11 protein-coding genes and 1 other RNA gene are annotated in these 14,706 nt (G+C 42.0%); 7 read left to right on the top strand and 5 right to left on the bottom strand.

Going from position 1 to position 14,706, the window contains the following annotated elements:
* Positions 1 to 124: 124 nt before the first annotated feature.
* Entirely contained in the window at positions 125 to 745 is a 621-nt protein-coding gene (locus INT03_RS06525) for an FxsA family protein (protein ID WP_055123798.1), read from the top strand.
* A gap of 133 nt (positions 746 to 878) precedes the next feature.
* Here the strand turns inward: INT03_RS06525 and ssrS are convergent.
* Positions 879 to 1,074: non-coding RNA, 6S RNA (gene ssrS, locus INT03_RS06520), on the bottom strand.
* Between the two features lie 260 nt (positions 1,075 to 1,334).
* Here ssrS and gpmI point away from each other — a divergent pair.
* Positions 1,335 to 2,993 carry a 2,3-bisphosphoglycerate-independent phosphoglycerate mutase gene (gene gpmI, locus INT03_RS06515; RefSeq protein ID WP_193008309.1) on the top strand — a complete coding sequence of 553 codons (1,659 nt, stop codon included), beginning with the start codon at positions 1,335 to 1,337 and terminating at the stop codon, positions 2,991 to 2,993.
* Between the two features lie 353 nt (positions 2,994 to 3,346).
* Entirely contained in the window at positions 3,347 to 4,849 is a 1,503-nt protein-coding gene (locus INT03_RS06510; protein ID WP_193008307.1) for a S41 family peptidase, read from the top strand.
* Between the two features lie 78 nt (positions 4,850 to 4,927).
* On the opposite strand, the gene INT03_RS06505 is transcribed toward INT03_RS06510, so the two are convergent.
* The 3 genes from INT03_RS06505 to INT03_RS06495 all read right to left on the bottom strand — a co-directional run bounded on the left by INT03_RS06505 (position 4,928) and on the right by INT03_RS06495 (position 9,365).
* Positions 4,928 to 6,640, bottom strand: coding sequence for a sigma-54-dependent transcriptional regulator (locus INT03_RS06505; RefSeq protein WP_193008305.1), 1,713 nt, complete (start codon positions 6,638 to 6,640; stop codon positions 4,928 to 4,930).
* Between the two features lie 100 nt (positions 6,641 to 6,740).
* Positions 6,741 to 8,534, bottom strand: a complete 1,794-nt coding sequence (locus INT03_RS06500; protein ID WP_193008303.1) for a sensor histidine kinase — start codon at positions 8,532 to 8,534, stop codon at positions 6,741 to 6,743.
* A gap of 195 nt (positions 8,535 to 8,729) precedes the next feature.
* Positions 8,730 to 9,365: a response regulator gene (locus tag INT03_RS06495; RefSeq protein ID WP_055123802.1), complete on the bottom strand. Its 636-nt coding sequence runs from the start codon at positions 9,363 to 9,365 to the stop codon at positions 8,730 to 8,732.
* Positions 9,366 to 9,792: 427 nt separating this feature from the next.
* Between INT03_RS06495 and INT03_RS06490 the strand changes: the two genes are divergently transcribed.
* Positions 9,793 to 10,881, top strand: coding sequence for a serine hydrolase (locus tag INT03_RS06490; RefSeq protein WP_045451193.1), 1,089 nt, complete (start codon positions 9,793 to 9,795; stop codon positions 10,879 to 10,881).
* A 171-nt stretch (positions 10,882 to 11,052) separates the two neighbouring features.
* Positions 11,053 to 11,721 (top strand): thiamine phosphate synthase, encoded by a 669-nt coding sequence (locus tag INT03_RS06485; RefSeq protein WP_193008302.1) that lies wholly within the window; start codon positions 11,053 to 11,055, stop codon positions 11,719 to 11,721.
* Positions 11,722 to 11,769: 48 nt separating this feature from the next.
* On the opposite strand, the gene INT03_RS06480 is transcribed toward INT03_RS06485, so the two are convergent.
* On the bottom strand, positions 11,770 to 12,099 hold the full coding sequence (locus INT03_RS06480) for a TraR/DksA family transcriptional regulator (protein WP_193008300.1): 330 nt from the start codon (positions 12,097 to 12,099) through the stop codon (positions 11,770 to 11,772).
* Positions 12,100 to 12,454: 355 nt separating this feature from the next.
* Between INT03_RS06480 and INT03_RS06475 the strand changes: the two genes are divergently transcribed.
* Both INT03_RS06475 and INT03_RS06470 read left to right on the top strand, forming a co-directional pair.
* Positions 12,455 to 13,669 carry a phosphoglycerate kinase gene (locus INT03_RS06475; RefSeq protein ID WP_193008298.1) on the top strand — a complete coding sequence of 405 codons (1,215 nt, stop codon included), beginning with the start codon at positions 12,455 to 12,457 and terminating at the stop codon, positions 13,667 to 13,669.
* A 259-nt stretch (positions 13,670 to 13,928) separates the two neighbouring features.
* Positions 13,929 to 14,315, top strand: coding sequence for a hypothetical protein (locus tag INT03_RS06470; RefSeq protein ID WP_055123806.1), 387 nt, complete (start codon positions 13,929 to 13,931; stop codon positions 14,313 to 14,315).
* The last annotated feature ends 391 nt before the right edge of the window (positions 14,316 to 14,706 follow it).

Raw genomic sequence — 14,706 nt, 5'->3', positions numbered from 1 at the left:
ATGGCTTAAAAATCAGCCTTAAGTTTGATAGTATAGCAATCAATCCCCATATACATCATATGTTAGCCATCTTAATTTGCATGGCGCTCAATTTATTGGTTTTTATTTTATAGGACGACACTTTATGGGTCAGATAGTTGGTATTGCCATTGTTTGGTTTATTATCGAAATGCTACTTTGGTATTTGCTTGCTCAGTTTATGAGTGGTTGGTGGGTATTTATGTGGTTTATTATCGCCGCAGTCATCGGTATCTCCCTCTTGCGTAAAGGGATGGCTGCCCTCAATCCAATGGCGCAGCAAATGAAAGCAGGTGGCATGATGAACCCATCAATGCGTCCGCAAGAATCAACCATGATGAAAAGTGTGGCCATGGCAGCGGCTGGTATTTTGCTACTCATTCCAGGTGTGCTGAGCGATTTGCTCGCATTATTGGTGATATTGCCACCCGTGCAAAAGAAGCTCAAAGACTTTGCTAATAATTATGTCATGAATAATCAGCAAAAAATGATGGAAATGATGGCCAAGCAAATGGGTGGACAGATGGGCGGCGGACAAAATCCGTTTGGTGGCATGGGCGGTCAAAACCCATTCGGCGGTGCTGGTGGTATGAATAATCAAAATCCGTTCGGTCAACAACAAAACCCGTTTGGCGATGGGTTTAAACAGCATACAACGATTGATGGGACAGCAAAAACCATTCCCAAGGATGTGAAAAAAATCACCAAATCTGCTAATGATGAATAGTTAAATTAATAGGCAAGCATAAGAAAAGCCCCTTTCATCAATGATAAAAGGGGCTTTTTAATGGTTATTACTAAGTCTTTATGAGTTGATAAGTAAACCTACCGAATATAAATAAGATAATAATTAACCGAATAGAACAACCGAAGTGCCGCTGTAAGATGGTGACCCATGAACCGTGAAGTTCAGGGCGGATGCGTCACTGCCTCTGCAGGTTTCCTGATACACCGCAAGCGGTGCAGGCATACACAATGAAGCAATAGGTACCACATCCTGGTAAAGCATTATCGGCTCAGGGAATAAACATCTACTAGCCAACACTTCAGAATATAATTATATTAACGAATGGTTTGAATGATTGCAAGTATGATTTACAGATTGATACGTAGATTTAGAGAGTGGCATTATTGCTATTAAGTTTTAACCGCCTTTTCTACTGATAGATATGCTTTAAATAAGTATGCTTTAAACGCTTAAGAGTGGGCGTAAAATGACGATTTTTCAGCTATTTTAAGATGTGTGTTAATATAGAGGGCTTTAAACATCCTAATATAGCATTATAGGCGTTCATTCACTTGAGGAGCGGTAATCCATGACCAATACCCAGCAACAATCAGCATTTATCGATGATAATCAGGCTCAGCTCAATAGCAAGCAGGATGGCGATCAAAATAAAAAAGTGCCGCATGTCTTAATGATATTAGATGGTTTTGGGCATCGTGAAGACGATAAGGATAATGCGATTGCTGCCGCCAATATGCCAAATTTGGATAGGATTTATCAGCAATATCCGCATGGATTGATATCGGCTTCTGGAGAAGATGTTGGTTTGCCAGATGGGCAGTTTGGCAATTCAGAAGTTGGGCACATGAACTTAGGCGCGGGTCGCGTTCTGTATCAAGATTCGACTCGTATCTCAAGTGAAGTGGCCAATCGTGAGTTTTATAAAAACGAAGCCTTAGTCAAGGCGGTTAAAGCCGCGAACGAGTTGGGTGGTAACGTCCATATCATGGGTTTGCTGTCAGATGGTGGCGTCCACTCTCATCAAGATCACATCGAAGCGATGTGCCACTCTGCGTTAGTGCACGGCGCCAAAAATGTCTTTGTACATTGTTTTTTAGACGGACGCGACACCCCACCTAAATCAGCAGATAAGTATATTAATCGTCTGCGGGATCATATCAATAAGCTTAATGCTCATTATGAAGGCGGCCGCGTACAGATTGCCAGTATCATTGGGCGCTATTATGCAATGGATCGTGACAATCGCTGGGATCGCGTGCAAAAAGCCTATGAGCTTATCACTGAAGGTAAAGCCGATCGTCTGTCTACGCGTGCAGATGGCGCAGTACAAGCTGCTTATAAGGCACGCGAAACCGATGAATTTATTAACCCGACCGTAGTCATTGGCCGTGATGAAGTGCCTTATACCGTTGATGACAATGACGCGCTTATTTTTATGAACTTCCGTGCTGACCGTGCCCGTGAGCTGGCGCAAGCTTTTGTCTTGCCAGATCATGAGTTTTCAGGGTTTGCCCGCAATAAGCAGCCAAAACTTGCGGCATTTGTGATGCTGACCAAATATTCTGACGTTTTAGCAGACAATCCCAAAACTAGCGTTGCTTATTATCCCACGTCGTTGACCAATACACTTGGCGAATATTTGCAAAACAATGGTAAAACTCAGCTGCGTATCGCTGAAACCGAAAAATACGCGCATGTGACGTTTTTCTTTAGCGGTGGTCGTGAAGAAGAGTATGAGGGCGAGACACGTATTCTCGTACCCTCTCCAGATGTGGCGACTTATGATCTGAAACCAGAGATGAGTGCGCCTGAAGTGACCGATAAATTAGTGGCTGCCATTGAATCAGGCAAATATGACGTGTTAATTGTCAACTATGCCAATGGTGATATGGTAGGTCATACGGGAATTTTTGATGCGGCTGTAAAAGCAGTAGAGGCACTAGATGTCTGTGTTGGCCGTATTGAGTCAGCGGTACGCGCTGCTGGCGGTGATATGCTTATCACGGCAGATCATGGCAACTGTGAGCAGATGCAAGATTACGAAAGCGGTCAAGTACATACTCAACATACCACTGAGCATGTACCGCTCATTTACGTGGGTGAAAAAAACTTACAAGTACGTAGTCGTGGTAAGTTGAGCGATGTCGCACCGACTATTTTGGCGCTGATGGATATTGAGCAGCCTGCTGAAATGACGGGCGAAAGCTTACTGGTTCCAGCGTTGTAAGTCAGGCACTTAATACTATTATATTGACAACTTACTAGTGTTGTTAGAAGTAATAGAAAGGAGGAGAGATATTGATTGTCTCTCCTTTTTTTGATCTGTTTTTTAAGAGATATTTGACTGACTTTATTTATCTTTAAATGTTTGGATAGTGAGAAAAATAAGGGCCAGCATGATATTTCGCCTGCTAAACAAACTTGACACCGCTACTCATCATTTGATGAAATCATATCAGTTATCGTAAATGTTACTTGCAATACTCTCCTAGTCTTAGACTGGCTCTTGGTGCTATCTTATGAGATAAATATTCATCCATATATCTATAAAAATAATTCTATTATTAAACGAGTTCTCTTATGCGTTCTATTTATTTTATGCGCTTACCAGTGACGAAGCGATTGGGCAAACAAGCAATGAAGGTATTCACTGCGCCGACTATGTTTAAACCTGCATTGATGATAGGTCTGCTTGGGCTCAGCACTGCTAGTATGTACGCACAAGCAGCGAGGTCACCAGCTAATGCGACCATCAATAATCCCACCGCCAGTCTACAACTGATTAGCTTAAATAACGATGAGATAGCCATAGAAGATGACACTAATAATTTATCAGATGTCGCTGATATGCTTGAGTCGGCCGACCAAGTTGACGATTCGATAGACAGTGTCGCAGATGAGAGTGCCTTGACCGATGACACGAATGAGATCGATGTCAGTATTCCACCTGAGGTTGCGCAAGTATCATTGAATGCCATTTCTCCAGAAACGCTCAAGACGTTTGTTGCGGTAGTGGATTTGGTACGCCGTGAATATGTAGATGCGGTCAATGATGAAGAGCTGTTCAATAATGCGTTGAGTGGTATGTTGACTAAGCTAGATAGTCATGCTGAATTTTTAGATGCTGAGGCTTATGAAAACTTGCGTGCCTTTACCGAAGGTGATGTGGGTGACGTCGGTATCAAAGTCAATTATCAGCCTACAGATGGCTATTGGGTGATTACAGAAGTTATTGATGCATCGCCTGCAGATAAAAAGGGCATTGCGGTTGGCGATTATTTACATCAAGTCGGTGATTTCAAACTTGATGAAGAAAAAGAAAGTAACGATATCGAGCAACTTTTGACAGGGATTGCGGGTACGCAAGTAGATGTTGTCACCTCAAAAGCTGGTCGCCGCAAACATACCACGACCTTGCAGCGTAATAACAGCCACCCTCAAACGGTCGAGGCAAGTCTCATTGACGGTGTTGCTGTTATTAAGTTACCTGCCTTTCAAAATAATAGCCGTGAAAAACTCTTGGAGGGCTTGATAGATCTAGACGCACCTATCACAGGTATCTTGCTAGATATGCGTGATAATCCAGGCGGGGTGCTAACGTCGGCGGTGAGCGTAGCCAGTTTGTTTATGAGCGACACTGATGTGGTACAAGTAAAGGGTCGTCAAAGTGATACGCGTACGCTATCAACTCAAGGTCTGGCGATACTTGAATCATTGCCAGTGGTGGTGTTGCAAAATCGCTATTCGGCGTCAGCGGCAGAGGTGCTGGCCAGTAGCTTACAAGCACAAAAACGTGCCACAATCGTTGGTGAAGTCAGCTATGGTAAAGGGTCTGTACAGTCGGTCATCCCATTGAATGATGAGCAGGCTGTCAAACTCACCGTCGCCAACTATATGACAGCGTCAGGCAATAAGATCGATGGAATCGGTGTAGAGCCTGATATGACCTTGTCAGGAAGTGAAAGTACATGGGAGCAGCAAGCGCTTGCTTTACTAAAAACAAAAGCACTTGATTCGGGCATTCGTTTTGTCCGAAAACCTGCCAAAGTCGATAAAGCAGTGGCAGGCAATAGGGTTCAGTAAAGCTCGCTTAAAGATAGGCTATCGCGATGTATTAACGTTAAAATATCATCATTTATCGTTATTCAAAAATGGCGAATGCTATGGCTCGAATTGATCCTCAGCTATCTCTAGTTTTTTCATGCGATAGCGTAACGAGCGAAAAGTGGTACCTAGTAGTTCAGCTGCTTGCGTTTTATTCCAAGCCGTTTGTTTTAGCGCGGTAATAATCAACTGTTTTTCTTGTTCTTGTAGGTAGTGTTCCAACCCTTGAGAGGGTAACTGACCATCCTTTAATTTGCTTAGAATTGCTTTTTCATCACTTTCTTGCAGAATAGATCGATGAGTGACAGATTCTTCGTGATTGTGACGGGCTGTATGGTTTGGGCTTTCTGCATGATGACTTTCTGAACGCTGTATCATAGAAGGGTAGTGCTGAGCGTTAGTACGATAAGGGTGCAAGTTGGTCGTCACTTGCTTGACCTGTGGCGCTATAGTCTCATCCATAGATTGAATGACTTTTTCTCTATTTTCTATCGATTGAGCGACCATTTGGTTGTTTATTTGACGTTCAGAATGTTGAGTTTTATCAATAACTGCTGGCTCACTCTGATCTTGAGAGGCTGCACGGTGATGAGTCATATCAATATCAGGCAAACCCAAATGGCTGATGTCAATGTACGGCGTCTCTGCTAGGGTGACGGCACGTTCAAGGACGTTACGTAGTTCACGGACATTGCCCGCAAAGTTATGATCTTGCAAACGCTCACAAGCCTCGATGGTAAGTGTTGGAGGGTTCTCTAACTGCCATTCATCAGCAATTAATGCTAAAAAGTGCTTTGCTAATACAGGAATGTCATCACGACGCGCATTGAGCGTTGGCAGTTTTAATTCAATCACATTGATACGGTAGTATAAATCTTGTCGAAATGCCCCATCCTGTACCAGTTGGTTTAAATTTTTGTGGGTGGCGGACAAGATACGAATATCTACAGGAACCTCTTTGGTATCACCAATGGCTCTCACCGTTTTCTCTTGAATGGCACGCAGTAGTTTTACCTGCATGGCCAAAGGCAAGTCTGCTACCTCGTCTAAAAATAACGTGCCGCCATTGGCCTGCTGAAACAGCCCTTGCTTGTCAGCGACAGCCCCTGTAAAACTACCTTTTTTATGACCAAAAAACTCTGATTCCATCAGCTCTGATGGTATTGCTCCACAGTTTACTGGCACAAAGCTACCATCACGGCGTGGGCTTAAATCATGAATCAATCGGGCAACCACTTCTTTACCAGTACCCGAAGCACCTGACAAAAATACGGGTGCTTGTGAGCGTGCCAATTTTAAAATAGTATTTTTCAGCGGATGCATCACAGCAGAATCACCAATGAGTCTACTGTCTAACAGTTTTTGTTCAGGTGAGCATTCAGCTGTGGTTTTTGCTTCATTATCTTGATGAATAACTTTTAAAGCATTTTGCACCAGTTGACGTAGGCGCGGTAACTCAAGAGGTTTATTAACAAAGTCGAAAGCACCAAGCTTCAATGCCTCAATGGCGAGATCCATACTGCCATGAGCAGTAATCACGGCAATGGGGGTACTAGAGCTATTGCTGATTTCTTTTACCAACTCTAGTCCTGACCCATCAGGCAGCTTTAAATCGGTCAGACAGAAATCGTAATCATTGTCTTGCCAGTATGATCTTGCTTGTGACAGAGTATATGCTACATCACTTTTAATGCCCATTTTGGTCAAAGTAATTTGCATCAATCGGCATAGATCCACTTCGTCATCAACGACTAGCGCGGTTGTTGTCATACATCATCTCATCGTATTCAATAGCTATAAAATGGTAAAAACCAAGAGGCCTTAGTGGCAAAGTATTCCATAGTATGTTAATACTTGGTAACGTTAATATTTATAAAATAGTGGTATTAACATTATGTTCAGTTTTATTTACATAAGTATCAGCGCCAATAGCAGGTGCTATCAAGCGAAAACAGGTTTTCTCATGTTCAGGAATATAAAGCAAACGAGTTTGGTTGGCCTCACAAAAAGCTTGTGATAAATACAGTCCTAAGCCTGTCCCTGCTTGATCTGTCGTAAAAAATGGATTAAACAAATGTTCTAAATCTTTGGTGCTAACCCCGCGACCAGCATCCAATATATCAATTATAACATCGTTATCCGCACAATAAATCTCGATTTCCACATAGGCATGAGGGTGGGCGTAGCTACTGTAGCGCAAGCCATTGTTAATTAAATTGATTAAGACTTGCTCTAGTTGATGCGTGTCGAATGATATGGTCGGTTGTGTTTTTACGTGTAGAAAAATATCGTGTCCTTGAAAGTAGTTATCTAAAAATGTTGGCATCCAGTCTGCCAATATAATCGCCTGCTGGTTTGCGGTTTGCTGGCGCGACAGTTTTAGTACATCTTCGATAATACGATTCACACGTTTTGTTTGTGAAAATATCATTTGATAAAGCTCATGATTCGCTGCCATATCGTCATTTGAGATAGTCGGCGTTATCGTATTATCTGCTGTATCGACTTCTAGATTGGCTTCTATAACATCCTCCATTAATAATTGGCTGGCTTGTGATATCGCTGCCAAAGGATTCCTTATTTCATGGGCGATGCTCGCTGTCAATTGCCCTAAAGAAGCCAGCTTCAATTGTTGGGCGCTGGCTTGCTCGCGGCGTAAGTCCTCTAACATTATCAATTTACTGTCATCTTTTAATGGAATAATTTGTACGCGCAGTTTACCGAATATGGAAGCGTTTGCGACTGCAGGCAAATCATAAATAAAGGTGCGTGATTGGCCAGCCGCTACTGACAAACAGGCTTTAAATAGCTGCGTGTGTTGTTGACCAAGCTGCTGCTGAAAGTTAGATAAGAGTGCACTGCGAGTATTGTTCCGAGTATCTTTTGTATCAATAGAAGTGTTATGCAATGATGCGGAAGGGGTGGGCGAAAGGCTAAGTAATTGGTGAGCGGCAAGGTTTGCTAAAACGATATGCTGTTTATCGATGACGATGACACCATTAACCATTTGCGTGATGACTTCTTGGTTGATGACGTTTAATCGTTCAACTTCTTTAGCGTGACTCGCTGCTACTTTCTCAAGTTGTACCAAACGCTGTGAGATGGACCAGCTCAAACCACCAACCGCCAAAAAGCTGGCTGACATGAGCAATGCGTCCCCTAAATTTGCTAAGCTCATGCTATTGGCAATGGCATAAAAGAATTGCTGATAAATGACAAAAATAATAGCGAGTAGGGTAATAATTAAGGCTTGTGAGCCGTGTAGCAACATAAAACTCGCTGCGACCACCACCATATATAACATGGTCAACTGTAAATCAGGCGCACCCGCTGTATATAGTAATAAGCTTAATATAATGACGTCCAATACTAAACCAAAGGCTAACTGCCGCCGCATTTGCTGATTAACGACATAAAATAAGCCAAGTAAAATAAGACTAAGTAGGAAATAAAAGCTAAGCGTTGTTTGTTGTAAAAAGCTTGGTAGAGAGAGGCTGTTGTCAGAGTGAGCGGTGATATACACCATCAGTAGAGAAAACAGACTAACAGCAAAGCGGTAACTGCTATAAATAAGCCCCAACCTGCGCAATTGAGGTGGAGATAGCGTGTCATCACGATGCAAGTAGTGAGTAACAGCAGAGACGATATTAGTAGCAGGCTTCATAGATTGACCGCAATAAGGTAACAGTTGCTAGGGCGTGTCCTCATTTTAAAAATAGAGATAAAATGAGATAAATTACAATCAAACAAGGAAGATATCGCCATTAATATCAGGATATTTGACGATACTTGATAAAATTTAGCCATTTTTAGCCCATGTAGATGTCCATCAATTGAACTGAGGACACGCCTTAATGAGTTATGGCTGAATTAGACCATGACGAATGGCCAAATGTGTTAACTTCACATCGCTATCAACCCCAACTTTTTCATAAATACGATAGCGGTAAGTGTTGATGGTTTTGACACTCACAAATAGTTGGTCAGCGATTTGCTGTGGGCTTTGACAGTTAACGACCATCATTGCCACCTGTTTTTCGCGATCACTCAGTAAGTCAAAAGGTGAGTTGGCATTATCTGACAGCAAAACATCAGCCAGTTGCTCAGCGACATCTTGGCTAAAATAACGACCACCTTGATAGATTTTTTTGACAGCGCGAATCATCTCATCGAGCGGCGTGCCCTTCGTAATATAGCCATTGACCCCCGCTTTGATAAGCATCGAAGGATACGGCTGCGCTGACATACTACTGACGGCTAATATTTTGATACCCATATCCAGCTGAATTAAGCGTTTGGTTGCTTCAAGCCCACCAATATTAGGCATATTGACATCAAGCAAAACCACATCAGGGCGTAATTGTTTGGCCAATTTTATGGCCATGTCACCGCTGTCCGCTTCGCCGATTACTTCGATATCGATACTATCTGACAACATGCGGCTAATACCCATTCTCACCAAATCATGATCATCTACTACCAGTACTTTAATCATAACGATACTCTTTGTTGTGTGTCAGAATGAAGGCTTTTATTGACGCTAAATGACAAAAAATAAAATCATTAGAGTCGTTTTTTTAGTTTTTGAAAAAAATAAAATATTGCTAATCTTTTAGATAGATACTATTGTTTAATATAACAGAAAACGAATAATTACAGTGTTCAAAGTTAAGATATATTGCTGAAATGTGAGTCAATGTTTCTGTAATATAAAGTGGTTGTAGTAAAATTTGAATTACACCAAAATAAATTATTAAATCAGCTTGATACATTAAACTTAAATGCAAACCATGATACACTAAAAATACAAAAACTCTATACGAGTACTTATAAACCCATTCATAAACGCTACGTACGTTGTTGCTATTGGTTAGTATGTAACTGATTCTCTAATTAACAGCATCGTGACAGCAGGAGGCATAATGAAGCAACTACCATTAACCAAACAGCAATTAATCGCTGCTATGATTTCATTGAGTTTGGGCAGTGTTGCACAAGCGGCACTTACTATTAATGGTAGCGCCGACACTAGCTCTAGTGCTCGCATGAGTTGGGGCGGTGCCGATAGTTTGTCTGAAGCACGCAATATTATGTATAAATCCAAAGGCTCAGCTATCAAGAAAGTTGATAGTGGCAATGGTACGACCAGTATCACCAACGCCAATAGCTTCGGTAGTAGTAATAACAGTTACAATAGCAGTAATAGCTACAATACAACGTATCGTGGCTCATTTGGTAGCAGTAACATGATACCGATCAGCACTGATTCGCGTAGTGTCGCGGTCATCGATGCTGAAACGGGCGAATCTATTTATGAAAAAGATGCTGACATTGCGCGCCCAATGGCCAGTATCTCTAAAGTGATGACGGCTATGGTCGTATTGGATGCTGGTCTCGATATGCGTGAAGAACTCACACTCGATCCAGAAGATTTCGTCGGCCCTAAGCGTGCCAGCTCTAACCTTAAATCAGGCGATCGTTTGAATCGTGCTGAGATGTTGCTGATGGCACTGATGAAATCAGAAAATCCAGCAGCAAAGAGTTTAGCGCGTAATTATCCAGGTGGCTATACTGCCTTTATACGTGCCATGAATCGTAAAGCTCAAGATCTGGGTATGACCACGGCTTTCTTTGGTGATCCAACGGGTCTTGATAAGCGCAACGTCGCTTCATCAAATGACTTGGTTAAAATGGTTCGCGCGGCGGGTAACTATGACGTGATTCGTCGTTTCTCGACTACCAAGAGCTATGACTTTTATGTTTCTAACTACTCAAGTGGTAACCGTACTTATAAAGCCAATAACACCAGTAGCTTGGTTCGTGCCGGTGATTATCCAATTGGTATCTCAAAAACAGGTTTTATCAATGAAGCTGGTCGTTGTGTGGTCATGGAAACGCGTGTGAATAACCGCCCAGCAATTATTGTCATCTTAGGAGCGAACAGCTCAGCCACACGTTGGGGTGATGCCAAAAATATTCTAAACAGTCTAGCGACACGCCGCACGGTATAACTTTACTGTTTTAGCATTTATAAAAAGGCTGTTATTCGATATAACAGCCTTTTTATTGTGTTGAATTTAAGGTGTGTCTTTAATTTAATCAATGGACTTCTACATGGGCTAAAAAATTATCTCATTTTTATCTCCATTTTTAAAATGAGGACACACTCTAGGAAAAATAATATGACCCAAACACCGACTGTTATATCAGCGCCAAAATTATATTTACTGACCAATGACGATGAGTTTGCGCTACTGTATCGCAAATTAGAAGCAGCACTAGCAACAGGATTCATCGCGCTATTACAAATTCGTCGCAAGCAGATACTGGCGCTACCTGATGGTGAGTCTCGTCTATACGAAGAGGCTAGACAAATAGTTGAGTTGGCGAAAGCGTACAACGTACCAGTCGTCATCAATGACAATATTAAATTGGCTGCCAAGCTCGGCGTTGGTGTGCATTTGGGTCAACAAGATGGCGAAGTCACTGATGCTAAGCACGAACTCCAACCAAACCAAGTGATCGGACGCACTTGTCATGGCAATGTGGAATTGGTTGAAGAAGCAAAAAATGAGGGCGTAAGCTATGCCGCTATGGGTGCGATTTTTACCTCAAATACAAAACCTAACGCCAATATTATCTCGCGCCAGCAGCTCATAGATGGCTGTCAGCAAAATATAGCGATATGTGTCATCGGTGGCTTGACGGCAGAAAATGTCACCGAGCTGGCAGGTTTGCTGATTACTTACGTGGCGGTCGTTGGGGATATTATGGATTTGCCTGTGGATCAAATCGCTGCGCGCTGTCAACAATGGCAGCAGGCATTCTCTCAATGGAAAATGCCTACTTGATCACTAGAACTTTGATTTGGAATGGCTGTCGTAGAGTAAAATGGGTCGTTATTCAGCATGTTCCATACATAGGGTAGCGTAAGGCAGTGCTTGTAAGCGCTGTTCTTCAATTTGCTCACCGCAGACTTCACATTTACCATAAGTCCCGTTTTCAATACGGCTTAGTGCATTTTCGACATAGATCAAACTTTGACGGGCTTCAACCATCAAATTTGTACGCATGTCGTTTTGACGATAAGAGATGGCTTGGTCTTCCCAATGCTCATTGAGGTCGTCTTGCGGGTTTTGGATATGATCTTCGATTTTATCGATACGAGTCTCATATTCTTCTTTAAGTGTCAGTAGGTCTTGTTTGGCAGCTTGAAGGTCGATACTCATTGGGTTCTCCTAATAGGTTATTTTTATTGTAGGTATTATTTATTATCAGTACTAATAGCATCTTAAACAGCCTTATTACTAAGTGCCACCACGAAATGTTACTGATTTTTATTAAAATTTAGCCATTTGTCTTATTTTTATCCCCATTTTCAAAATGAGGACACGCCCGAGTAAAATTTAATAGTGCGTTCTTTATGATCACTTGCTAGAAAACTGCTAGAATACACCGCCTCAAATTCTTGCTTGGTTGCTTTTATACAGCCATGGACAAGAGCAGCCGATTTGATAAATATTTTCAGTAATGAGTAAAAAGCCAACCGATAGATTAACAAGAGATGATGCATAGGAGCAGGTAATGAATTTTTTGCGTATGAGTGAGCTGAGCTTAACGGATAAAGTGGTGTTGATTCGTGAAGATCTCAATGTGCCTATTAAAAACGGTAAAGTCGCCAGTGATGCACGCCTGCAAGCCAGTTTGCCTACGATTAAGATGGCGTTAGAAAAAGGCGCGGCCGTTATTGTTTGCTCACACTTAGGTCGTCCAACTGAAGGCAGTCCTGAGTCGATATATTCGCTAGCACCAGTTGCTGAGTATTTAAGCGATAAATTAGCCACGGAGTTATCAAAGCCCGTTAGCTTAAACAATGACTACCTTACTGAAGGCGTGGCAATTAAAGCAGGCGAGGTCGTGCTATTAGAAAACGTGCGCTTTAATCAGGGCGAAAAGAAAAACGATGCGGATTTAGCACAGAAATACGCTGATTTATGCGATGTATTCGTGATGGATGCATTTGGCACCGCACATCGCGCACAGGCCTCAACAGAAGGCGTTACCCAAGCTATGCATCGAGCAGGAAAAACAGCTTGTGCAGGACCTTTATTGGCGGCTGAGCTTGATGCGTTAAGCTTGGCACTTGAGACCCCAGCACAGCCAATGTTGGCAATCGTTGGTGGTTCAAAAGTATCGACAAAGCTAGAAGTGCTGCACAGTTTGTCTGAATTATGCTCGCAGATTATCGTTGGTGGCGGTATTGCAAATACATTCCTAGCCGCGCAAGGTCATAGCGTTGGTGCATCACTTTATGAAGCGGACTTGGTTGAGACAGCTCGTGACATTATGACTAAGACTGAGATTTTATTACCTGAATATGTTGTCGTTGCTGATAAAAATGAGATTGATTTTGCTGACTTCACAGGCTCATTACAACAAGCCACTGCGACCATCAAATCTGTCGATGCGATTGGCGAAAATGACATGATATTGGACATCGCTCCAGAAAGTGCTAAGCAATTAGCGGATGCTATTATCAACGCAAAAACCATTTTATGGAATGGTCCAGTTGGTGTTTTTGAAGTCGATGCTTTTGGTCAGGGCACACAAATCATAGCAAATGCCGTTAAAAACAGCGAAGGATTTTCGATCGCTGGTGGTGGTGATACGCTTGCTGCAATTGATAAATATCAAGTGGCAGATGGCGTTAGCTACATGTCAACAGGTGGTGGCGCATTTTTAGAGTTTGTAGAAGGCAAGGTATTGCCTGCGGTTGCTGCTCTACAGGTTGATGCGTAACGCTTTAACGATATTTAGCAGATGAGTAACATTAGCCGTACAATTTAGCCTCATCATCTCATGTACGCTGTATCAATAATATTTTGGCTACTATTCTTATGTTATTGTTTTAAGAGAAATAAGAGTCAGTGGCCACTCATTATTATTAAGTAGTAATTATTTGTTTCTATACTGAAAATTATGATTGCATGTCTAATTTGCACTCTATAAAATAGCGCAAATCATGTATTTGACATGCTTTATTTATGAGGGATTTATTATGTTAAAACGCCATTTATTACTTGCTAGCGTACTTGCTGGTACTTTTGCAATCACTGCATGTAGCCAACAAACAGAAGAGAACGCCGAAGCTGCTGTTGAGTCTGCTGGTGATGATGTTGCTGCTAACGCTGATACTGCCGCTGCTGAAACAGAAGCCGCTGCTGCTGAAGCTGAAGTTGCTGCAAAAGATGCTGGTACTGAAGTTGCCGAAGGCGCTGAAACTGCCGGTGTTGCTGCTACAGATGCACTAAAAAACACTGGTGAAGCAGTTGTGGTAGGCGCAAATGAAGCCGTTGCCAAAACTGCTGAAGTGGTTGCCGATGGCGCATCTGCTGTTGAGAATAAAGCCAGTGAAAACGCAGTAGAAGCAGAACAACAGTATTAATCATCAATACATAAGCAACTGAACCTAAGCCATTGAGCTACTAATTTATCGATTGATGAATAGCTTATTAAGCTGTTGGTTGCAGATATTGATTGCTGTATAAGCCCTCAAAATATTTAAAAAGCTTTGGTGATAACCAAGGCTTTTTTGTATTTAAAATCATAATCTAGAGGTTAGGGTGTGTCCTCATTTTTAGCGCATTTAAATATCCATTGATTTAATTGAGGGCAGGCCTTAGTCAGTCAAAAATATGGTGCACAAGGTTTATCCGTTTTTTCAATTAGCTGCATATCATATGGAACTTATCAAATTGTTTTATGAAACTCGCTATCATTCTGTTTTGTGAATCAAGCAAAGAAAGAAATAGTCGGTTAACCGCTACGAAGCACTG

This window comes from Psychrobacter sp. PG1 (assembly GCF_014897815.1).
In the GTDB taxonomy this organism is placed as follows: domain Bacteria; phylum Pseudomonadota; class Gammaproteobacteria; order Pseudomonadales; family Moraxellaceae; genus Psychrobacter.
Note: the sequence above shows the minus strand (reverse complement) of the source record. Positions and strands in the feature narration are given on the sequence as shown.